Source organism: Meiothermus luteus (assembly GCF_003574085.1).
GTDB classification, from domain to species: domain Bacteria; phylum Deinococcota; class Deinococci; order Deinococcales; family Thermaceae; genus Meiothermus; species Meiothermus luteus.
The window spans coordinates 1-20,969 of record NZ_QWKZ01000013.1 but is presented as its reverse complement, the minus strand read 5'-3'; the positions used below and the strand labels follow the sequence as shown (position 1 = coordinate 20,969).

At 65.3% G+C, this 20,969-nt stretch carries 23 protein-coding genes and 1 pseudogene; 17 read left to right on the top strand and 7 right to left on the bottom strand.

Annotation, left to right across the window (positions count from 1 at the left end):
• The first annotated feature begins 24 nt into the window (after positions 1-24).
• The 6 genes from hisF (at position 25) to Mlute_RS03260 (ending at position 6,266) form a co-directional block, all read left to right on the top strand.
• Positions 25-780, top strand: a complete 756-nt coding sequence (gene hisF / locus Mlute_RS03285; RefSeq protein WP_119359327.1) for an imidazole glycerol phosphate synthase subunit HisF — start codon at positions 25-27, stop codon at positions 778-780.
• Positions 781-797: 17 nt separating this feature from the next.
• The gene (gene hisIE / locus Mlute_RS03280) at positions 798-1,418 is read left to right on the top strand and encodes a bifunctional phosphoribosyl-AMP cyclohydrolase/phosphoribosyl-ATP diphosphatase HisIE (RefSeq protein ID WP_119359326.1); all 621 of its coding nucleotides are present in this window, start codon (positions 798-800) and stop codon (positions 1,416-1,418) included.
• 77 nt (positions 1,419-1,495) lie between these two features.
• Positions 1,496-2,464, top strand: a complete 969-nt coding sequence (glpX, locus tag Mlute_RS03275) for a class II fructose-bisphosphatase (RefSeq protein ID WP_119359343.1) — start codon at positions 1,496-1,498, stop codon at positions 2,462-2,464.
• Between the two features lie 87 nt (positions 2,465-2,551).
• Entirely contained in the window at positions 2,552-4,102 is a 1,551-nt protein-coding gene (locus Mlute_RS03270) for a DUF4127 family protein (RefSeq protein WP_119359325.1), read from the top strand.
• Positions 4,099-5,190, top strand: coding sequence for an N-acetylglucosamine-6-phosphate deacetylase (gene nagA / locus Mlute_RS03265; protein WP_119359324.1), 1,092 nt, complete (start codon positions 4,099-4,101; stop codon positions 5,188-5,190). The genes Mlute_RS03270 and nagA overlap by 4 nt, the downstream gene beginning before the upstream one ends.
• 53 nt (positions 5,191-5,243) lie before the next feature.
• Complete coding sequence (locus Mlute_RS03260; RefSeq protein ID WP_182482462.1) at positions 5,244-6,266, top strand: SIS domain-containing protein; 1,023 nt, start codon at positions 5,244-5,246, stop codon at positions 6,264-6,266.
• 10 nt (positions 6,267-6,276) lie between these two features.
• Here the strand turns inward: Mlute_RS03260 and rpoD are convergent, their stop codons facing one another.
• The 3 genes from rpoD to tsaB all read right to left on the bottom strand — a co-directional run bounded on the left by rpoD (position 6,277) and on the right by tsaB (position 9,480).
• Positions 6,277-7,590: an RNA polymerase sigma factor RpoD gene (gene rpoD, locus Mlute_RS03255; RefSeq protein ID WP_220452058.1), complete on the bottom strand. Its 1,314-nt coding sequence runs from the start codon at positions 7,588-7,590 to the stop codon at positions 6,277-6,279.
• Positions 7,591-7,849: 259 nt separating this feature from the next.
• Positions 7,850-8,950 carry a methyltransferase gene (locus Mlute_RS03250; RefSeq protein ID WP_119359322.1) on the bottom strand — a complete coding sequence of 367 codons (1,101 nt, stop codon included), beginning with the start codon at positions 8,948-8,950 and terminating at the stop codon, positions 7,850-7,852.
• Positions 8,947-9,480, bottom strand: a complete 534-nt coding sequence (gene tsaB / locus Mlute_RS03245) for a tRNA (adenosine(37)-N6)-threonylcarbamoyltransferase complex dimerization subunit type 1 TsaB (RefSeq protein WP_119359321.1) — start codon at positions 9,478-9,480, stop codon at positions 8,947-8,949. Before tsaB ends, Mlute_RS03250 begins: the two co-directional genes overlap by 4 nt.
• Before the next feature lie 72 nt (positions 9,481-9,552).
• On the opposite strand from tsaB, the gene proC reads away from it, so the two are divergent.
• The 6 genes from proC to metG all read left to right on the top strand — a co-directional run bounded on the left by proC (position 9,553) and on the right by metG (position 14,601).
• The gene (gene proC / locus Mlute_RS03240) at positions 9,553-10,341 is read left to right on the top strand and encodes a pyrroline-5-carboxylate reductase (protein ID WP_119359320.1); all 789 of its coding nucleotides are present in this window, start codon (positions 9,553-9,555) and stop codon (positions 10,339-10,341) included.
• A 5-nt stretch (positions 10,342-10,346) separates the two neighbouring features.
• Positions 10,347-10,895: a hypothetical protein gene (locus Mlute_RS03235; protein WP_119359319.1), complete on the top strand. Its 549-nt coding sequence runs from the start codon at positions 10,347-10,349 to the stop codon at positions 10,893-10,895.
• A gap of 4 nt (positions 10,896-10,899) precedes the next feature.
• Positions 10,900-11,391, top strand: coding sequence for an adenosine diphosphatase (locus tag Mlute_RS03230; RefSeq protein WP_119359318.1), 492 nt, complete (start codon positions 10,900-10,902; stop codon positions 11,389-11,391).
• Positions 11,392-11,405: 14 nt separating this feature from the next.
• On the top strand, positions 11,406-11,882 hold the full coding sequence (gene bcp, locus Mlute_RS03225; RefSeq protein ID WP_119359317.1) for a thioredoxin-dependent thiol peroxidase: 477 nt from the start codon (positions 11,406-11,408) through the stop codon (positions 11,880-11,882).
• A 3-nt stretch (positions 11,883-11,885) separates the two neighbouring features.
• Positions 11,886-12,572 (top strand): ribose-5-phosphate isomerase RpiA, encoded by a 687-nt coding sequence (gene rpiA / locus Mlute_RS03220; RefSeq protein ID WP_119359316.1) that lies wholly within the window; start codon positions 11,886-11,888, stop codon positions 12,570-12,572.
• 142 nt (positions 12,573-12,714) lie between these two features.
• Positions 12,715-14,601, top strand: a complete 1,887-nt coding sequence (gene metG, locus Mlute_RS03215) for a methionine--tRNA ligase (protein ID WP_119359315.1) — start codon at positions 12,715-12,717, stop codon at positions 14,599-14,601.
• 22 nt (positions 14,602-14,623) lie between these two features.
• Here the strand turns inward: metG and aroH are convergent, their stop codons facing one another.
• A complete protein-coding gene (gene aroH / locus Mlute_RS03210) occupies positions 14,624-14,992 on the bottom strand; it encodes a chorismate mutase (protein ID WP_119359314.1) in 369 nt (122 codons plus the stop codon).
• A 93-nt stretch (positions 14,993-15,085) separates the two neighbouring features.
• Between aroH and rpmE the strand changes: the two genes are divergently transcribed.
• The gene (gene rpmE / locus Mlute_RS03205) at positions 15,086-15,307 is read left to right on the top strand and encodes a 50S ribosomal protein L31 (protein WP_119359313.1); all 222 of its coding nucleotides are present in this window, start codon (positions 15,086-15,088) and stop codon (positions 15,305-15,307) included.
• Between the two features lie 57 nt (positions 15,308-15,364).
• On the opposite strand, the gene Mlute_RS03200 is transcribed toward rpmE, so the two are convergent.
• Genes Mlute_RS03200 through Mlute_RS03190 form a run of 3 tightly spaced genes read right to left on the bottom strand, consistent with a single transcriptional unit; the run spans position 15,365 to position 17,659 of the window.
• Positions 15,365-17,047 (bottom strand): b(o/a)3-type cytochrome-c oxidase subunit 1, encoded by a 1,683-nt coding sequence (locus Mlute_RS03200; protein WP_119359312.1) that lies wholly within the window; start codon positions 17,045-17,047, stop codon positions 15,365-15,367.
• Between the two features lie 12 nt (positions 17,048-17,059).
• Complete coding sequence (locus Mlute_RS03195) at positions 17,060-17,542, bottom strand: cytochrome c oxidase subunit II (RefSeq protein ID WP_119359311.1); 483 nt, start codon at positions 17,540-17,542, stop codon at positions 17,060-17,062.
• A gap of 3 nt (positions 17,543-17,545) precedes the next feature.
• The gene (locus tag Mlute_RS03190) at positions 17,546-17,659 is read right to left on the bottom strand and encodes a cytochrome c oxidase subunit 2A (RefSeq protein ID WP_119359310.1); all 114 of its coding nucleotides are present in this window, start codon (positions 17,657-17,659) and stop codon (positions 17,546-17,548) included.
• Between the two features lie 112 nt (positions 17,660-17,771).
• On the opposite strand from Mlute_RS03190, the gene tkt reads away from it, so the two are divergent.
• The 4 genes and pseudogenes from tkt to Mlute_RS03170 form a co-directional block, all read left to right on the top strand.
• Positions 17,772-19,733, top strand: coding sequence for a transketolase (tkt, locus tag Mlute_RS03185; protein WP_119359309.1), 1,962 nt, complete (start codon positions 17,772-17,774; stop codon positions 19,731-19,733).
• Positions 19,733-19,924, top strand: a complete 192-nt coding sequence (locus Mlute_RS03180) for a hypothetical protein (RefSeq protein WP_119359308.1) — start codon at positions 19,733-19,735, stop codon at positions 19,922-19,924. The genes tkt and Mlute_RS03180 overlap by 1 nt, the downstream gene beginning before the upstream one ends.
• Before the next feature lie 57 nt (positions 19,925-19,981).
• Positions 19,982-20,569 (top strand): hypothetical protein, encoded by a 588-nt coding sequence (locus tag Mlute_RS03175; RefSeq protein ID WP_119359307.1) that lies wholly within the window; start codon positions 19,982-19,984, stop codon positions 20,567-20,569.
• 42 nt (positions 20,570-20,611) lie between these two features.
• Positions 20,612-20,969, top strand: a pseudogene (locus tag Mlute_RS03170) (hypothetical protein); the annotation flags it as partial.

Here is a 20,969-nt window from a genome sequence, read left to right as displayed (position 1 = left end):
CTCCTGGGCCCCAGAATCACCCTCGTGCTGGCCCGGCGCATCATTCCCTGTTTGGACGTCCACGCCGGACGGGTGGTCAAGGGGGTCAACTTCGTCAACCTGCGCGACGCGGGTGACCCGGTAGAGGCCGCCAAGGCCTATGGTCAGGCCGGGGCCGATGAGCTGGTCTTCCTGGACATAAGCGCGACTTACGAGGAGCGCGGGATCATGCTGGACATTGCGGCCCAGGTGGCCGAGCAGGTCTTCATCCCTTTCACGGTAGGGGGGGGCGTCCGCAGCCGGGAGGACGCTCGAGCCCTGCTTTTGGCCGGAGCCGACAAGGTTTCGCTCAACTCTGCTGCGGTGAGGCGGCCCGAACTTATCCAGGAACTGGCCGACCACTTTGGCAGCCAGGCGGTGGTGCTGGCGATTGACGCCCGCAGAAAGGGCCCCTCGTGGGAGGTCTACGTGGCCGGGGGGCGGGTTCCTACCGGGCTTGACGCCGTGGCCTGGGCCGAACGAGGGGCAGCGCTTGGGGCCGGCGAGATTCTCCTGACCAGCATGGATAGGGACGGTACTAAGGATGGCTTTGACCTGGAACTCTGCCGCGCGGTCTCGGCGGTGGTGGGGGTGCCGGTCATCGCCTCGGGCGGGGCTGGCCGCATGGAGCACTTTGCGGAGGTTCTCCAAGAGGGTGTGGCCGACGCGGCCCTGGCGGCCAGCGTCTTTCACTTCGGGGAGGTTGCCATCCCGGAGCTAAAGGCCTATCTGGCCCAGCGGGGCATTCCTGTTCGGCGCTAGGCGGTATGCTAAGCCGCATGAATCTGGACGAGGTTCGCTTCGGTGCCGACGGCCTGGTTCCGGTGGTGGTCCAAGACGCCCATACGGGGAGGGTGCTGACCCTGGCCTACGCCAACCGGGAGGCCCTAGAGGAGACCCTGAGGACCGGTAGAAGTACCTTTTTCAGCCGCAGCCGCCAGGCGCTTTGGGTTAAGGGCCAGACTTCGGGCTACACCCAAGAAGTGCTGGAAGTGCTTCTAGACTGCGACCAAGACGCGGTTTTGTACCGGGTGGTGCCCCACGGGCCAGCCTGCCACACCGGGGCGGAAAGCTGCTTCCACCACCCCCTGGGGGAAAGCACCTCCCATCCCCCCTTGGGGGAGGTGCTGGAGAGAGTTTACCAGACCATCTTGGAGCGAATCTCCTCGTTGCCCGAGGGCTCCTACGTGGCCAAGCTGCACCAGGCTGGGCTGGACCGCATCCTGAAGAAGGTGGGCGAGGAGGCTGGAGAGGTCATCATTGCGGCCAAGAACCCGGAAAAGGAGGCGCTGCTCTGGGAGGCTGCTGACCTAGTTTTTCACCTGCTGTTGGCCCTGGCCGAGCGGGGGGTTGCCCCTTCGGACCTGGCCCAGACCCTCTGGCGCCGCCACCGGCCTTGAAGCACCCTTGGAAGGGCTACCAGGCCTGTACCCGGGCCGGGGCCTGGTAAGCTCGAGGTATGGAAGTCAATGTGGATATGGATATTGAGCGGCTTTTGGTGCTCGAGATTGCCCGGGTTACGGAGCAGGCCGCGCTGGCCGCAAGCCGTCTGGCCGGTATGGGGGATAAGGAGGCAGTGGACGCGGCCGGGACCGAGGCTATGCGCCAGGTCCTTTCGGAGCTGCCCATCCGGGGCCGGGTGGTCATCGGTGAGGGAGAGATGGACGAGGCCCCCATGCTCTACATCGGCGAGGTGCTGGGGCGGGGTGGGCCTGAGGTGGACATCGCGGTGGACCCGGTGGAGGGCACCAACATCACCGCTAAGGGCCTGCCCAACGCCATCACGGTAATTGCCATCAGCGAAAAGGGGGGCCTGGTGGGGGCCCCCGATATGTACATGCAGAAGCTGGTGGTGGGCCCCCCGGCGGCGGGCAAGGTCAGCCTGGACTACCCAGTGGAGGCCAACCTGCGCATCATCGCCGACGCTTTGCAGCGCAAGGTGGAGGACCTGGTGGTGGTCATTTTGGACAGGCCCCGGCACGAAAGGCTCATCAAGGAGGTGCGGCAGGCCGGGGCCAGGGTCAAGCTCATCGCCGATGGCGATGTGGTGGCGGCGGTGGCGGTGGCCGTGCGGGGTACCGGGGTGCACGCCATGATGGGCAGCGGGGGGGCCCCTGAGGGGGTGCTGGCCGCTGCGGCCCTCAAGTGCATGGGGGGGGAGATACAAGGGCGCTTCCTGCCGGAAAACGAGGAGCAGCGCCAGCGCCTGCGGGCCATGGGGGTAGACGAGAACAGAATCTACCGCACCAACGACCTGGCCCCCGGTCAGCAGATCGTCTTCTCGGCAACCGGCATCACCCATGGCGAGCTTCTGGAGGGGGTGCGCTACTTTGGCGGTGGGGCCCGCACCCACTCCATCGTGATGGGCTACAAGACCCGGGTGGTGCGCTTTATTGACTCCATTCACCTGTTTGAAAGCGGGGCCCGGGTGAACATCCGGGTCTGAGGCTGCGGGCAGGGGCCCTTTGGCCGGGCAGCCCACCCGGCCTTTTCGTCTGTGGGAATGGGCCTGTAGATTGGTGAGGAGCTGGCTATGCGGCGCGTGCTGTTGCTGCCTTCGGGCCTTCATCCAGTGCACCTGGAGTTTCCTCAGGTGCTGGCCCGGGCGGCTGGCCTCGTGCTGCACGTGCCTACGGCGGAGCTTCTGGGTCATGGGGAAGGGCCGGGCCACCTCATGGCCCTGGCCGAGTGGCTGTGGCGGGAGGCCCCGGCGGCGGATGTGGCCCTGGTCTCTTTGGAGGCCCTTTGCCTGGGGGTGAACCCTGCTCAGGAGGCCCCCGGTGGGGTAGAGGAGGTGTTGGCCCGGCTCGAGGTGCTGCGCGACCTTAAGCGCAGCTACCCCCACCTGCGCATTCTGGCCCATGGGGTGGTGGGGCCTGCGGTGGCCCAACCCAACCCGTTCTTTGGAAGCTCTTCGTCCTCCGTGGACCCGATGCGGGCGCGTTTCTCCGAGTGGGCCGACCGCCTAGAGCGGCTGCAGGCGGTGGGCAAGGATACCCGGGAGGCCCTGACCGAGCTGGACCGGGCCAGGCTGCACCTTTCCAAGGAGGCCCTGCAGCTTTGGCTGCAGGCCCGGGAGCGCGTCCACGCCCTGCACCAGGCGGCCATAGACCTGCTCCACGCGGGGGTCTTGGAGTACCTGGCCCTGACCCTGGACAACCCCACCCCCTATGGCCTGCCCCACCAGGAAGCCCGCCGGCTCTCGGCCCGTCTGGACGAGCTGGGGCTTTGGGGGGAGGCCGACCTCTACCCGGGTGGGGGCGAGGCGCCGCTCCTCCTGTTGGCTCGAGCCCTGCTGCAGCAGGCCGGACGGAAGACCAAGGTGCTGCTGCGTTACCCCAGCGCGCGGGCCGAGCAGGCCGAACTCCTCTTCCAGGACCGGAGCCTGGGGGGGCTGGTCAGGGCCCAGCTTCGGGCCCTGGGGGGGGTGCGGGTGGGCTCGCTAGAGGAGGCTGACCTGGTTTTGGCGGTGAACGCTCCGGCCCTTCGCCAGGGGCTGCGCCAGCCCGACTATGAGGGGGTAGACACCCCCGAGCGCTACCTGCCGGAGCTGGTGGATCGGCTGGTAGCCGACCAGGCCACAGGACGGATGGTAACGGTGGCCGACCTGGCCTACTACGGGCAGGCCGAACACCGCTTCGTGCAGCTTTTGCTGCCCTCCCTCAGCCTGCCTGGGCTGGCCGGCTTTTCCGCTTGGGGGAGCGCGGCCAACAGCCTGGGCAGCGCTTTGGCGGCAGGGGTCTGCGCTCTCTTCGGTGATGACCCGGTGCCCTTGGCCGAGGCCCACTTCCTTCGGCTGGTGGAGGACTGGCTCTACGCCAGCCGGGTGCGGCCAGAGGTGGAGGCCGAGCTTTCGCGTGAGCTGGGCGGGCCGCCCTCGGATGGCGGGTTGGGTGATTTCCTGTGGGCCGCTGAGCGGCTGGTGGCCCAGCGCCTGGCCCCTTTGGCCCAGGGGTTGTGGCAGCGCTTTTTCGCCCCCAGCCTGCCCGGGGTAAAGCTGGAGTGGGGCGCCCCCAGGCTGTACGGCCCAGACCTCTCGGGGCTGCGCTTGTCCTGGCGTCTGCTGCGGGAAGGGGAGGAATGAGGCTTTTAGAGGGGCTGGTTTTTGCCTCGGGGCGACGCCTTTACGCCCGGGTGGAGTTTGATGCCCTGGTTCGGGCGATTGTACCGCTGGGGTCCTCGAGCCACCCGGTGCGCCACATTCTGCCAGGGTTTGTGGACCTCCACGTGCACGGAGGGGGTGGGGCTGATGTGATGGGGGGTGAGGCGGCGTTGCGCCAGGTGGCCCGCTTTCATGCCCAGCACGGCACCACCGCCCTCCTGGCCACCACCGCAACGGCGCCTTGGGAGGACCTCGAGGCCGCTTTGCTGGGGGTTCGGGCGGTGATGCAGGACCCGCGGCCCGGCGAGGCCCGGGTGGTGGGGGTGCACCTCGAGGGTCCCTTTATCCACCCCGAGCGGCTGGGGGCCCAGCCGCCCTACCCCCGCTTGCCCGATCTGGGGTGGATGGAGCGCCTGCTGGCCTTGGCCCCCATCCGGGTGGTTACCCTGGCCCCTGAGCTGCCCGGCGCCCTGGAGCTCATCGCCTTCTTGCGGGCCAGAGGGGTCCGGGTACAGCAGGGCCACACCCGGGCCACCTACGAGGAGGCTCGAGCCGCCCTAGAGGCCGGAGCAGAGGGCTTTACCCATCTGTTCAACGCCATGTCCCCCCTGCACCACCGCGCGCCTGGGGTGGTGGGGCTGGCGCTGGAGCGCGGCCTTTGGGCCGAGGTAATCCCAGATGGCCTGCACCTGCATCCAGCGGTGCTCCGGCTGTTGGCCCGGGCTTTGCCCCAGGTCTACGCAGTCACCGATGCGGTGGCCGCCGCTGGGATGCCGGAGGGGGAGTACCGGCTGGGGCGGCTTCGGGTGGTCCGGCGGGCGGAGGGGGTGTTTCTTCCCGACGGTACCCTGGCCGGGAGTACCCTGACCCAGCACCAGGCCCTGCGGAACCTGCTCCGCTGGGGCTTCCCTCTAGAGGAGGCGGTGGCCATGACCGCGCTTCGGCCGGCCCGCTACCTGGGGCTAGCCGAGGGGCTGGCGGTAGGGGGACCTGCGGATATGCTTGTTCTGGGGGAGAATTTTGACTTAGAGGAGGTCTATATCGCTGGTCGGCCTGTTCTGCGGGCGTGACGGCGGGCCAAAGACGTGCGACAATCCTGGGTGTGAGCGTTGTGAATACCCAGATGGTGGAAGAGGCCCGCCAGGCCCCTTCGGCGGTGGAGCGGGCTTTGCGGGAGAATCGGAGCGAGGTGGAGCTGCTGGGCACCTTCTTGCGCCGCCACCCCCCGCCCTTCGCGCTTACGGTGGCTCGAGGCAGCTCTGACCACGCCGCGCTTTTCGGAAAGTACCTGATTGAGGGTCGTTTGGGTCTGGTCTGCTCTTCGGTACTCCCTTCGGTCTACACCGTCTATGGGCAGCGCCTCTCGGTGCTGCGGGCTTTGCTCATCGCGGTTTCCCAGTCGGGCCAGAGCCCCGACCTGGTGGAGGTAACCCGCCAGGCCCGGCGCGACGGGGCCCTGACCCTGGCCCTGGTGAACCAGGTGGACTCCCCCTTGGCCCAGGCCGCTGAGGTGGTCTTGCCCCTGTGGGCCGGGCCGGAGAAGGCGGTGGCGGCCACCAAAAGCTACCTGGCAGCCCTGGCCACCTTGGTCCAGGTGGTGGCGGCCTGGACCGAGGACCGGGAGCTCAAGGAGGCCTTGGAAAAGCTGCCCGAAGCCTTGCACAGGGCCCTGGAGGTGGATTGGCAGGCCGGCCTCGAGCTCCTCCTGGCGGCCGAAAACGGCTTGGTGGTGGGCCGTGGCTACGCCTTTGCGGTGGCCCACGAGCTGGCCCTGAAGCTCAAGGAAACCTGCGCCTTTCATGCTGAGGCCCTTTCTGGGGCTGAGCTTTTACACGGACCGGTGGCCCTGGTGGAGCCCGACTTCCCCTTGTTGGCACTGGTCCCCCGGGACAAGCCTTTTCCGGGGATGCTGGAACTCCTGGAGGCCCTGCGGGGCAAGGGGGGCCACCTCCTGGTGGTCTCCACCGAGGCTGAGGCCCTGGCGCTGGCCCACACCCCATTGCCCCTGCCGGGTCGGCTCCATCCAGTGCTGGACCCGATCCTGGCCGCCCAGGCTTTTTATCCCTTCGCCGCTCAGCTTGCCGTGGCCCGGGGGCTGGACCCCGACGCCCCGCGGCACCTGACAAAAGTGACCCGTACCCGCTGAGCAGGGCTTTTTAGTCCAGGAAGTCCCGGAGCTTGCGGGTGCGGGACTCGTGGTACTTGAGCTTGCGTAAGGCTTTGTTCTCAATCTGGCGGATGCGCTCCCGGGTGACCCCGAAGTAGGCCCCCACCTCCTCCAGGGTGTGCTCCCGTCCGTCTATCAGGCCCTTGCGCAGCTTTAGGACCATGGCCTCTCGCTCGGAAAGCTTGCCCAGGGCCTTCTCCAGCTCTTCGGAGAGCATGCTCTGGGCTGCTGCGTCCACCGGCGAGGCCAGGTGTTCGTCGGGAATAAAGTCGCCGTAGAAGCTGTCCTTTTCGTCGCCGATGGGGGTTTCCAGGCTCACCGGCTCCTGGGCGATTTTGAAGGTTTCCTCCACCTTCTTGGCGTCCCAGCCGGGGCCCATGGCCTCGGCGATCTCCTCGTAGGTGGGCTCCCGGCCTAGCTCCTGCTGCATCTGGCGGGCGGTGCGGGTCAGCTTGTTGATGGTCTCCACCATGTGCACCGGGATGCGGATGGTGCGGGCCTGGTCGGCGATGGCCCGGTTGATGGCCTGGCGAATCCACCAGGTGGCGTAGGTGGAGAACTTGTAGCGTCGCTTGTACTCAAACTTCTCCACCGCCCGGATGAGCCCCTGGTTGCCCTCTTGGATGAGGTCCAGGAAGGAGAGGCCCCGCCCGGTGTACTTTTTGGCGATGGAGACCACCAGCCTTAGGTTGGCCTCAATGAGGTGCTGGCGGCAGATCTCCCCGTCGCGGGCGATGTGTAAGTAGCGCTTGACCTCGCGCGGCAGGGCCCTCAGACGGGCGTCCACGCTTTGGATGGTCTCGGGGTCTAGGCGCAGCTCGGTGCCGGGGATGTGGGTGACGCGGCTGCTGCCCTGGACCTGGCTGCGGAGGACATGGCGGATGAGCTCCGCATCCAGACCGGTTTCCTCGGCCAGCCGCTGGGCGGCGGCCACCCCCTCTTCTACCCGCCGGGCCAGGTCAATTTCCTCCTCCAAGGTGAGCAGGGGAACCTGGCCGATTTCGTGCAGGTACTGCCGGACTGGGTCGGAGGTGGAGATGCGGGGCAGGGGGAGGTCGTCCTCGAGTTCCTCCTCCAGCTCCTCCACCGGAAGGGTGCCCAGCTCAAAGTCCGGCTCGAGCAGGTCAATGTCCTCTAGGTCACCTTCTAGAATCTCATCGCCAAGCTCCTCGTCCACCAGAGGAGGGATCAGCTTGTCCCCATTGGGGGTTGGGGCCACCAGGTCGTCTAGGTCGGCCTCAACCTCCAGTTCCTCTAACCCCGGCACCCCGAGGTCTTCCCCCAACGGAGGCTTTTCGGCCACCTCCTTTGGGCTGGTCTTGGGCTTTTTACTGGGCTTGGCCTTGGCTTTGGCGGAGGGTGCTTGGACGGCCGCAAGGGCAACTTCAGCCTTGGCCGAGGGTTTTTTTTCTGCCTTCTTGGCCGCGCTTTGGGCTTTGGTGGCCCCTTTCTCGGCTTTGCTGGAGGGTTTGGCCTTGGGGGGGCTTGGGTCGGTGGATGGGCTCTGCGGGATGTTTTTAGCCTTGGACTTCAAACGGTTCACCTCCCTGGGCTGGCTTTGTCTAGCCGAGCTTTTGGGCTAAAAGAACCTTGTGGCTGTTGGCGGCCAGGGTGCGCACCCGACCGAAGCGGTCTTGCAGCAGGCGCTCGTAAGGCAAAAAGCGATTGGCCACCAGATAAAACTTCCCGCCCCTCTCTAGGCGGGCGTAGGCGGCTTCAATGAACGCAGTAGCAGTTTCTAACACAACAAGCCCCCCCACGTGGAACGGGGGGTTCGTCACAATAGTAGCGAAGGTGCGCCCTTCTGTCAAGGCCTCATCCACATCGGAGTGCAGCACGGTGGCCTGTGCCCCCAGGTTGCGCTCCGCTGAGAGCACGCTGGGCCAGTCGTCCTCGAGCAGAACCAAACCCTCTGCCCAGCCCACCAGGGGCAGGCTGAGGGCCCCATAGCCGGCCCCTAGGTCAAGCACCTGGCCCAGGTCGCCCTCCAGGTTTTCCAACAGCAAAGCGCTGCCTGGGTCCAGCCCGCCTGCGGAGAAAACCCCAGGCAGGTAGGCGAATTCCAGGGTCTTGCCCCGCACCCGGCAGCTAAACGATCCCCAGGCTGGGGGTAGGGGTGGGGCGGGTTTCTCTTTTTCTAAGGCGGCCACCCGAAACGGCCCTTTTCGCTCGATCAGCACGCCAAAACCCAGGATTTCCCGGGCCAGGCGGAAGTAGTAGTCAAAGCCCTTGTTCTTTTTGCCGGCGATGTAAAGCCGTCCGCCTTTCCGCAGCGCCCGGGCCGCCCCCAGCAGGGATAGCTCCACATAGCGGGTTCCCCGCTCGGCTGGGAGGACCATGGCCACCGTGTCTGCGCTTTCGCTGGGGATTTCCCAAGGAAGCCCTCGGACGACCTGGGCCCGTTTGGCCAGCCCGGCCTCCAAGCAGCGCAGGGCCGCCCGGGAGGTTTCAATGGCCCGCACCCTGAGGCCCTGTTGCAGCAAGGCCAAGGTGACCCGGCCAACCCCGGGGTTCAGGTCTAAGGCCTCTTCCCCGTAGGGTTCTAGGCTTTGCGCCAGGAGCTCGTAGGCTGGGTCGTCTAGCCCCCTGGCCCCAGCCTTGACGAAAAGCTGCTCCCCAACGACCGCAAAGGGCCGCAGGGTGTGGTAGGCTTCCAGGGTCATAGGTACAGCGGCTCTACCCCGCGCGCCCCGCTTTGCAGCCGGGCGACGCCCAACTGGGCCAGGGCCCGCCCCGAAGGAGGTTCGTCCAGCACCAGCAGGCCTTGGGGCTCTAGCTCCGCCCGGCGGACCCGGCCTGGGGGGGCAACGGGAATCGCCTGCTGCCCCCTCAGGCGGTAGACGGCCGCGTAGACCCACTCACCCCGGGCTTGGTGGGCCACCGTAACCGTGCCCTGGTAGCGCAGGGCTACCCCGGCCAAGGTGTCCACCCCCACCACCGGGAGCGCCCGTCCGCGGCCCAGCCCCAGCCCAGCAGCGATGCCTACCCGAAGCCCGGTGTAAGAGCCCGGTCCCCGCCCCACCGCGATGCCCTGAAGGGACTCCAGGGGGGTTTGGGCCTCCTCTAAAAACTGCTCCAGCTCCGCCCACAGCACCTCGGCGTGGCGGCGCTCCAGCCGCAGGGCCCGCTCCGCGTGGGGCAGGCCCAGCACGAGGTAAGGGGTAGCGGTATCTAGGGCCAGTACGCGCACCATGTGCAGTATAGCAGCGCTGGAGGGATGGCGGCGTGTTGCCAAGCCTCCCCGTGGCTCCTTAGACTTGGGGCCATGAAGTTGGCGATTGTGGGGGTGGGGAAAATGGGGCGGAGCATCCTGGACGGGATTTTGCGGTCAGGAATGCTCTCTCCAGAGGATATTGGTGTCCTAGACACCCCTGAGCGCACCCTGGAGGTGGCTAGGGAGACCGGTACCCGGCCCCTGAGCCTGCCCGACCTTCGGTACGCCGAGCGGGTTTTGCTAAGCGTTCAGCCAAAGGACATCGCGGCTCTGGCTCCGCAGGTAGCCCACCCCAACGTGGGTTACATCTCCATCATGGCTGGGGTTTCCACCGCCATTCTTTCCCGCCGCCTGGGCACCCGGCGGGTGGTGCGCTGCATGCCCAATCTAGCGGCCACCATCGGCAAGAGCTCCACCGCCATTACCGGCCCGCGTGAGGCTGAAGAGGCTGGGGATCTGGCCTTTACCCGGCAGCTCTTTGCCACCGTGGGCGATGTCTATGAGTTACCCGAGCGGCTTTTTGACGCCTTCACGGGGATGTCCGCCTCGGCGCCAGCCTATATCGCGGTGGTGGCCGAGGCCCTGGCCGATGGGGGGGTCAAGCAGGGCCTTCCCCGGGCCCAGGCGCTTCGCCTAGCGGCTGATGTGCTCATCGCTACCGGGGAGCTTCTGCGCAGAAAGCACCCCGCGGTCCTCAAGGATGAGGTGAGCAGCCCGGGGGGTACCACCATTTATGGCCTGGCCGCGCTGGAGGCCCGGGGGGTGCGGGCAGCGTTCATAGAGGCGGTGGAGGCGGCCACCCAGCGGGGGCAGGCCCTGGGCCGGGAGGACGGGGTATAAGGGCCATGGGGCGGTTTTTGGCTTTGGGCCTGCTCCTCTGCTCGGGGATGGCCTTCTCCCCGGGCTACTACCCCCACGGGGTCGGCTACTCGTGGACCTACTCCACAGGGATGGAGCAGGTCTTCACCCGCGAGCAAGGGGGGGCGTTGTTTTTGGAGCGGCGGCTGGTGGGCCAGCCGGTGAGCGCGGACCTGCTCCGGTACACCCCAGAGGGGGTGTGGCTCGAGGGGCTGGTCATAGGCCCATCGGTGCAGCGCTACGAACCCCCTTTGTTGCTCTACCCACCCCCGCCCCTGGAGCTAGGCCAGGAGTGGGGGGGGCGAAGCCGGTTTGGGGGCCAGAGCGTGGCCCTTGTGGGCAAGGTCTTGCGGATTGAGGGGGTAAGCGTTCCGGCGGGCCGCTTCAACGCTTATGTAATCCGCATCTCCACCGTGACGAGCGGGGGGGGCAGCCAGGTGATGGAGGTCTACTTCGCGCCTGGGGTAGGGGTGGTCCGGTACGCCACGCTGGACGGGGCCACGGTTGACCTGGTTCGCTACCGTGTGCCTAAATGAGGGTATGGAGCTGAAAATCGTCCCCGTGGAAAAACCCGAGGGCCTAAACGTGATTTTGGGTATGGCCCACTTCATCAAGACCGTGGAGGACCTCCACGAGGCCCTGGTCACGGCGGTGCCCGGAATTCAGTTTGGCCTGGCCTTTTGCGAGGCCTCGGGCAAGCGTTTGGTGCGCAAGAGTGGTACCTCGGAGCCCCTGGTGGAGCTGGCAGTCAAGAACGCCTTGACCATCGGGGCAGGCCACGCCTTCCTGATCGTTTTGGGGGAGGGTTTTTACCCCATTAACGTTCTGCATGCGGTCAAGGCCTGCCCCGAGGTGGTGCGGGTCTTTGCCGCTACCGCCAACCCCCTTTCGGTGGTCGTGGTGGAGCAGGGCGAGCAGTGCGGAATCCTGGGGGTCTTGGATGGCTTCAAGCCCTTGGGGGTAGAGACCGAGGAGGATGTGGCCTGGCGCAAGGAGCTTTTGCGGAAGCTGGGCTACAAGGTCTTTTCCTGAAATAGGAGGTAGACGTGGCGCTTCAGGTGGGTGCACAGGCCCCCGCTTTTGCCCTAGCCGATCAGGAAGGGCGTATACACCGATTGGAGGACTACCTTGGCCGGTGGGTGGTGCTTTACTTCTACCCGAAGGACGACACCCCTGGCTGCACCAAGGAGGCTTGCAGCTTTCGGGATGAGAAGGGGAACCTGGAAGCCTTAGGGGCGGTGGTGCTGGGGGTTTCAGCGGACGATGTGCAAAGCCATGCCCGCTTTCACAGCAAGTATGCCCTAAACTTCCCCCTGCTCTCCGATCCCGGCAAGGAGGTGATTCGGGCGTACGGCGCTTGGGGGGTCAAGCAGCTGTATGGCCAGGTTTACGAGGGGGTCATGCGCCAAACCTACCTGATTGACCCCGCAGGGAGGGTGGCTCGAGTCTGGGAAAAAGTGAGGCCCGAAGGGCACGCCGCAGAGGTGGCCGAGGCCCTGCTCGAGCTGCAGCGAGGCGCCTAAGACATGGAGAACCTGGAGGCCTACAAGCGCCAAGCGGCCGTTGAGGCCGTTCGTCGGGTGGAGTCCGGCATGAGGGTGGGCCTGGGCACCGGTTCTACCGCCCGCTACGTGGTCTTGGAGCTGGGGCGCAGGCTACGGGCGGGAGAGCTTAGGGGGGTGGTGGCGGTGCCCACTTCCGAGGCCACTGCAGCCCTGGCCCGCCAGGAGGGCATTCCCCTGCTGGAGCTGGGCCCCGAAGGGGTGGACCTGGCGATTGACGGGGCAGATGAGATTGCGCCCGACCTGTCGCTGGTGAAGGGCCTGGGGGGGGCCCTTTTGCGCGAGAAGATAGTGGAGGCCTCGGCGCGAGAGTTCGTCGTGGTGGCCGACCACACCAAGAAGGTGCCCTGCTTGGGGCGCGGGGTGGTGCCGGTGGAGGTTGTGCGCTTTGGCTACCGGGCTACCCTAAAGGCCCTTTCCCGCCTGGGCGAGCCGGCGCTGCGGATGAACGGGGAGGAGCCCTACCTGACCGATGGCGGCAACCTGATCGCCGATGTGCGCTTTGGCCCCATTCCAGAACCGGCGGAGCTCGAGGTTGCCGTCAAGCGGATTCCTGGGGTGGTGGAAGTGGGCCTGTTCGTGGGGCTGGCCTCCTTGGCCATAGTCGCTGGGCCTGGAGGGCTCGAGCGCCTGCAGCCCCGCGGGGGTTGATATTGCCAAGGGCTTTTGCGGGCGCATAGAATAGCCTCTATGCACGGGTGCGCTGGTTCCCGAATGATCCGAAGGCCCCCGCGGTAGCCACCAAAGCTATCGCTGGGGCGCGGCGCGCCCCGGCTTTTTTGAGGGACCTCCCATGAGCAAGATTTTCTACGAGACCGCTGCCATAGACTATGCCAACGCGGCCCCCCACATTGGCCACGTCTACGAGAAGATTATCTGCGACTTCCTAGCCCGCTTTCACCGCCTAGACGGCTACGAGACCAACTTTGTTACCGGCACCGATGAACACGGGGAGAAAATCGCTCGAGCCGCCAAGAACGCCGGTCAGGAGCCTCAGGCTTTCGTAGACTACGTTTCCGAACAACTCTTCCAGCCGGCCTACAAGCGGCTTCTTATCAGCTACGACGACTACATCCGCACCACCTCGGAGCGGCACAAGCGCTTTGTGCAGGAGATTTTGCGCCGGGTTTACGAGGCCGGGGACATTTACTACGCCGAGTATGAAGGGCTTTACTCGGTGGGAGCGGAGCGCTTTGTTACCGAGAAGGAGCTGGTGAACGGCGTTCTTCCCGGCGACTCTGAGCCCCCCATCCTGCGCAAGGAGGCCAACTACTTTTTCCGCATGGAGAAGTACCGGCCCTGGCTGGTGGAGTACCTCCATGAGCACCCCGACCTCATCCAGCCCCCAGCCTACCGCAACGAGGTGCTGGAAATCCTGAAGGAGCCCATCGGCGACCTGTCCATCTCGAGGCCCCGGGAACGGGTGCCCTGGGGTATTCCCATCCCCTGGGACGAGAACCACGTGACCTATGTGTGGTTTGATGCGCTTTTGGCCTATGTTTCTTCCCTGGTGAGCCGGGGACTTTTTGAGAAGTTCTGGCCCTACGCCTGGCATGTGATCGGCAAGGACATCCTCAAGCCCCACGCCATCTTCTGGCCCACCATGCTCAAAAGCGCGGGGCTGCCGGTTTACAAGCGCCTGGTGGTTCACGGGCACATCCTGGCCATGGACGGCCGCAAGATGGGGAAGAGCCTGGGCAACGCGGTGGACCCGCTGGCGCTGGCCGACAAGTTTGGGGTGGACGCGGTGCACTACGCCTTGTTGCGCGACACCACCCTGGGTGCGGACAGCCCCTTTGGCGAGGAGGTGGTGGCCCAGCGGCTCAACGCCGACCTGGCCAACGACCTGGGCAACCTGCTCTCCCGGGTCCGCACGATGCTGCTCAAGTACTGCGGGGGGGTGGTGCCGGCCCCCTCCGCTCCGGACTCCGAGGTGGCCAGGGCTGGGGTGGCCCTGGCCGGTAAGGTGCGCCGGGAGGTGGAGGCTTTGCGGATACACCTGGCCTTGGAAGAGGTGCTGCAGTATGTGCGCAGCCTCAACAAGCTCATCAATGAGACCCGGCCCTGGGAACTGGCCCGCGACCCCTCCCGCCGGAAGGAGCTGGAAGACGTCTTGTACACCGTGGTGGAGGGCCTGCGGATTGCTAGTGTGCTTTTGGAGCCGGCCCTGCCCACCAAGGCCAAGGAGCTGCGGGCCGCGCTGGGGCTGGGGGATTACACCATCGCCGAGACCGAGACCTGGGGCCTGACCCCCGCGGGGACGGCCATTCCCCAGGAGGCCCCGATTCTCTTCCCCAAGCTCGAGGCCAGCTCAGCCGAGCCAAAGGGGGAGACCAAGGAGAAGAGCGGGAACGAGCTGGTTGGCCTAGAGGACTTCGCCCGGTTGGACCTGCGGGTGGCCGAGGTGGTGGCGGCGGAGAAGCACCCCAAAGCCGATAGGTTGCTGGTGCTTACCCTAAATTTGGGGGACCACACCCGGCAGGTGGTCTCCGGAATTGCCCAGTTCTACACGCCCCAAAGCCTCCTGGGTAAAAAGCTGATCCTGGTGGCCAACCTTAGGCCTGCGGTGCTGCGGGGGGTGGAATCGCAGGGCATGATTCTGGCTGGGGAGGGGCCGGACGGAAGGGTGGTGGTCGTTACACCGGAACAAGACCTTCCCCCCGGCGCTAAGGTGCGCTGAGGGCTTAGGCCTCTAGGGGTGTTTACTGGGCGCTTTCCAGATCGGGGCGCAGCCGCACCGCTTCCCTCAGGTAGACGTGCTTGACCTGCTTCTGGGGGATGTCGGTGTTCCAGAGCATCATCACCCGGATTACCCTGGGCAGCGCCCCAGGCACCGGGATTTCGCGGGAGTTGATGAGGGGGACCATCTGCATGCCAAGCTGTCGTGCGGCCTCTGCGGGAAAGGCCGCTTTAAGGTCGTCGGTGAGGGTGAAGATCATCGCCCCGATGCTGTCGTAGTCAGTGATCTGGTTGGCCTCGAGCATCTTTTGCAAAAGCTCGCGGGTGGCGCTCAGTATTGCCTCCCGGGTGTCCTCCTCAACCGTGATGGCACCGCGAACCCCTCTCACCATAGGCTGGGATTTTAACCTGTCTTGCCCTTCTCGCCTAGACCTGCTATAGTGCAGGGGTTGACTGCACGGCCAAATCCGTGCCGAGGAGCGCCCATGAAGGAGAAAATTCACCCCAAACTGGTCCCCTGCAAGATCATCTGCAACGGCGAGGTGATCATGCAGACCTACAGCGTCAAGCCCGAGATACACGTAGAGGTTTGGAGCGGGAACCACCCCTTCTGGACGGGCCAGCAGCGCTTTGTGGACACCGAGGGGCGGGTGGAGAAGTTCCAAAAGAAATTTGCCGGAACCTACGGAAAAAAGGCCAAGAAGTAGGCTTGCCGTGGTCCGGGGATTTTCCCCGGACCACGCCCTTAACCCCGGTCAAGCGGCCTACCAGAGCCGTACCCCGGGTACGGGGAGCATATTGGTAAACATCTGGTAGAGCACCGGGCCGTAGGCCAGCACCACCAGTACTGCTGCCAGGCCGAACCAGAACCAGACCCGCTCGGTAACCCGGGCTAGGCCGCTGCCCTCGGGTTTGGAGATGGCCTCGGCGAAGGGCACCTCCTCCAGTACCCTTTTTGGGTCGCGGTGGCCCTGCAGGGCGGTGGCGAAGATCACGTAGAAGAAGAGAACCGCTGCCACCAGAAGAATCACCCCCGACACGATGTTGAGGGCCATCCAGGCTGAGCTTTCCTTGAAGGCCTCCATGGCCAAGGGGCTACCCGAGATGTGCGCCCGGCGGGGTATCGCGTACAGGAAGCCCATCCAGTGCAGCGCGAAGGTCATGATAAACATCCCCAAGAACCAGAGCCACTGGGAAGCCACCGCCAGGCCGCGAGCCACCAGGGGCTTGCCGGTGAGGTGGGGGATGAGCCAGAAGGCCGTCCCCATGGCCGCCATGGTTACCAGGGTGCCCACCTGCAGGTGGAAGTGACCGGGAATCCAGACCGTGTTGTGAACGTTTTGGTTTAGGTTGAAGCTGGCGTTGACTATGCCCCCCGCACCCCCTGGGATGAAGGCCAGGAAGCCCAGCAGGAAGGCCAGCACGGTGGGGTTATGCCAGGGTAGCGCGGCAATCCAGCCCAAGAGGCCCTTGCCGCCGTTGGCCCGGCCGGCCACCTCGAGGGAGGCCGCTATGGTGAAAGCGGTGATCAGGCTGGGCACCGCCACCATCATGGTCAGCACGGTGTGGATGAACTTCCAGTAGGGGGCGATGCCGGGATCGGCGAACTGGTGGTGGAAGCCCACCGGCACCGAGAAGAGGAGGAAGAGCACGAAGACCAACCGGGCCAGAGGGTCGGAGACCAGCTTGCCCCCAGCCAGCTTGGGGAGGGTTACGTAGGCCAGGGTATAGGCTGGAAGGAGCCAGAAGTAGACGATGGGATGGCCGGTGTACCAGAAGAGGGTGCGCATCAGAAGGGGGTCCACCCCGGGCAGGAGGCCCAGCGACCAAGGGATGAGGAAGAGCGCCTCCACCACCAATCCCAGGCTGGCTAGGAACCACATCAGCCAGAAGGCGACGGCCATGAAGGTTGCCAGAGGGGTAATTTTTCCGGGGTTGGCCCTCCGCCAGCGCAGCCATAGCTCGAGGGCGATGTAGATGCTGAGGTAGCTCGAGAGCACGAATATCGCCGCCCCTGTGTAGAAAGCCCAACTGGCCTTTAGGGGTGCATAGAAGGTGTAGAGCACCGAGGCTTCGTTCAAAAGGAGGGGTACGGCCGCAATTAGGAGCCCTGCTAGGGCCATCCAAAACGAGGCCCAGGCCAGCTTCATGTTGGGGCGCAGGCCCAGTTCCCGGGCGGGCAGGTAAATCATGATGGTCTGGGCGAAAAGCTGGGTGAAGACGATGGCGTTGAGCACCCCGTGTAGGCTTAGGCCCTGGTAGTAGTTTTGGAAGACCGGCTTCAGGAGCGGGTAAAGGTCCAAGCCCCCGTAGTTGAAGGCCTGAAGTGGACCGAAGAAAGTCCCCAGGGCCAGCGCTGAGAAGCCCAGCATCATCATGTATAGGGCGTACTTTTTTTCCGGCGCGTCGGCGTAGGCATCAAAGCGGGTAAGGGTCTGAACCGCCATTTTTAGCTCCTCCTAAGGCTCCACCACCAGCTTGCTAATCATGTTCGCGTGGCCGATGCCGCAGTACTCGTTGCAGATGATGCGGTATTCTCCAGGCCGGCTAAAGGTGTAGCTCACCTTGGCAATCTCCCCGGGAATCACCTGCACGTTGATGTTGGTGTGCTCCACCTGAAAGCCGTGCTGGACGTCTGGGGCGGTGATGTAGAAGGTCACTTTTCGCCCCACCTTGAAGCGCATTTCGTTGGGTAGGTAGCCGAACGAGAAAGCTTGGATGTAGGCCACGTACTCGTCGCCGATTTGCTCCACCCTGGGGTTGGCAAACACCCCCTCGGTGCGGACCTTAGTGGGGTCAATGCGCCCCGTGCTCACCGGGTTGGTGTTGCCCATGGTCATCATCATGTAGGCAATCAAGATGATGAAGACGGCGATCATGGCCAGCCCGAAGAAAATCCAGGCCCGCTCGTAGCGTTCAATGATGTGCTCCTGGTGCTCCATGGTCTAACTCCTTGCTAGGTGCATGACAAAATGGAAGAACCAAAAGGCTAGGATGAACACCGCGACCACTGTGACCACCAGCACTGCGCCAATGGGTCGCTGCTCTTTTTCCTCCATAGGCCTCCTCCTTGGGAGGAGTCTAAGGACTTCGTGAGAGTACATGTGTCCTAGGGAAAAATGTCCCAGTGGTTTTCCTCGAGGCCGGGTTCAGGCGGTATGATTGCGGGGTATGACCCAGACCACCTCCGTTGCCCGGCTCTCCATCAACGCCATTCGGATGCTGGCCCTGGATGCGGTAGAACAGGCCCGCTCAGGGCACCCGGGGATGCCCATGGGCATGGCGCCGGCGGCCTACGTCCTGTGGACCGAGTTTCTTAAGCACAACCCCCTTGATCCCACCTGGCCTGCGCGGGACCGGTTTGTTCTCTCTGCCGGGCACGGCTCAATGCTTTTGTATGCCCTTTTGCACCTTTCGGGCTACGACCTTCCCATGGAGGAGCTCAGGCGCTTCCGCCAGTGGGGTTCTAAAACCCCCGGCCACCCCGAGTACGGGCACACCCCTGGGGTGGAGGTGACCACTGGGCCGCTGGGCCAGGGAATTGCCACCGCGGTGGGCATGGCCATCGCGGAGCGCAAACTGGTGGCCGAGTTTGGCGAGATTGCCGCCCACCATACCTACGTGATTGCTTCCGACGGGGACCTGATGGAAGGGGTGAGCGCGGAGGCCAGCTCGTTGGCGGGACACTTGGGCCTGGGCAAGCTCATCGTGCTGTACGACGACAACGGGGTTTCCATTGATGGGAGCACCGCCTTGGCCTTCACGGAGGACCCTTTGAGGCGCTATGAGGCCTACGGATGGCATGTGGTGCCCGAGGTAGATGGGGAGGACCTGGCGGCCGTTCGCAGTGCCCTGCAGGAGGCCCAGGCCGACCCTCGGCCCAGCCTGATTGCGGTTCGTTCCATCATCGGCTATGGCTCTCCCTTGGCCGGACAGCCCAAGGCCCACTCCGACGCTATGGGCCCTGAGAAGGTGGCGGCCACCCGGGAAACCCTGGGCTGGCCCTACCCTCCCTTTGAGGTCCCGGAGGAGGTCTACGCCGACTTCCGGCGGGTGCGGGAGCGGGGCCAAGAGCTCCAGGCGGCTTGGCAGGCCCAGTTTGAGTCCTTTGCCCAGGCCCATCCTGAGAAAGCCGCGGAGTTTCACCGCAGGATGTCGCAGCGGCTTCCGGAGGGTTTAGAGGCCCACCTGCCGCGCTTTGCGCCCGGCGAGAGGATGGCTACTCGAGCCGCCTCAGGGAAGGTGCTGGAGAGGTTGGTTCCGCTTTTACCTGAGCTGGTGGGCGGCTCGGCCGATCTGACCCCCTCCAACAACACCCGCACCCCCGATATGCAGGACTTCACCCGCGACAACCCGGCGGGCCGCTACATCCGCTATGGGGTGCGGGAGCACGCCATGGGGGCCATCATGAACGGCATGGCCCTCAGCAAGGCCCTAAGGCCCTACGGGGGTACCTTTTTGGTATTCTCCGACTACATGCGCCCAGCCATCCGCCTCGCGGCCCTAATGGGCACCCCCACGATCTTCGTTTTCACCCACGACTCCATCGCGGTAGGGGAGGACGGGCCCACCCATCAGCCGGTGGAGCAGCTCATGAGCTTGCGGGCCATTCCCAACCTTTGGGTGATCCGCCCGGCCGATGCGGGGGAGACCGCGGTGGCTTGGAGGGTGGCCTTGGAACGCACGGCTGGCCCCACTGCTCTCGTCCTTACCCGCCAGCCGGTGCCGGTTCTGGAGGGGGTGAGGCCAGATGGGGTGGCCCGGGGGGGCTATGTGATTGCCGACGCGGAGGGGGCCCGGGCGGTCGTTGTGGCCACTGGTTCAGAGGTGGCGCTGGCCCTGGAGGCCCAGGGCCTCCTCCATAAGGAGGGCATTCCTGTGCGGGTGGTTTCGCTCCCTTGCTGGGAAGCCTTTGAGGCGCAGACCCAGGCCTACCGCGAGGCTGTCTTGCCCCCGGGCCTGCCGGTGCTGGCTGTGGAGGCCGGGGTGCCCCTGGGCTGGGAGCGGTACGCGACGCGGGTGGTGGGCCTGGACCGTTTTGGCGCGAGTGCCCCTTTCGCCGACGTGTACGCCAAGCTGGGCTTTACCAAGGAGCGGGTGGCCGCTGAGGTTAGGGCTATGCTGGGGGTTTAATGTTCCAAGCTATTTTTGCCCATCTTCCCGCCTTGCTCTTCACCCTGGCCTTGGGGGCGGCCTTGCTGGGCCTGTTGGTCTGGGCCATGGCCCTTCAGGGGGCGGCCAACCGCCGCACCGCCCAAGTGCTTTGGGGGCTGGCGCTGCTTATGGCTTTAGGGGGGCTTTTCTCCGGATTGCTGCGGCCCTAGTCCAGATTTGGGCCTTCAGCACACCTTTTCTTGGGGCTGAGGCCCAGGCTTAAGGTTGTGTTGGGGCCGGGTGAAAGGCCACCCTTTTTGGAGCTCCTGCGGCAGGGGCGGGTTTCGGAGTGGGCCTTTGCCCGGTGGTTGGCCCAGGAGCGCTACCTTCTGGAGGTCCTGTTGACCTTAGAGGCCCGCCTTCTTGTCCAGGCACCCCAGCCCTACCGGCTAATCTGGGTCAACGCCCTGGGGTTTGTGGTTGAGGAGCTGGACTGGCTGGCTGAAGTAGGGCTTCCTAAAGAGCCTCCACACCCCTTGCGCTCGGGCTATCTGGAATATCTGCAGACCCTGGCGGAGGAGCCTTATGCCCTTGGGGTGGTGGCCTGTTGGGCACGGCAGCGGATTTTTCTGGACGCCTGGGGATGGCTGGCCGCGCGGGGTTTGGAGGAGGGCCCCAGCCTGGCCCAACAGGCCCTTCTTCGTTGGTCGGGGCCTGAGCTGGAGGCCTTGGCGCGTGACCTGAAGGGCATGATGGTGGAGCGGCTTGATGAGCTTGCCCCCGAGGGGGCGAGGGCCGCGGTTGAGCGGGTGCGGGGGTTTGAGCGCTTGGGCTGGGTTATGGCCTTGGGCTTTGCCCGCGAGGCCCTGGTTTGAGCTTTGTGAGTCGCTTAATCCGGTTGGCCTATACTGCCCCATATGGAAAGCCTGGGGCATTACCTGCTGCGAGGCCGCCTGGGGCTGCTGGAAAACGGGATAGAGGTTTACGAGGGCCAGGACACCCGCACCGGTATAGAGGTGGTAGCCTTCCGACCCCTCGAGGGGGCACCGCCCCAGCCAGCCTTGCCCCACGCCCTGCCCTGGGTGGACTGCCTGGAAGGGGCCTGGGTGGCCGAGGTACCGGTGGGTGCGGTGCGGGCCGCTTGGTTGGCTGGAAAGGTGGAGCCGGCTCGGCTTTCCCAGTGGGTTGGGCAGCTTTCGGAGGCCCTGGAGAAGGCCCGGGAGGGTGGGGTTCCGGTGGGCTATGTACGCCCAGAGCTGGTCTGGACCCGGGGGG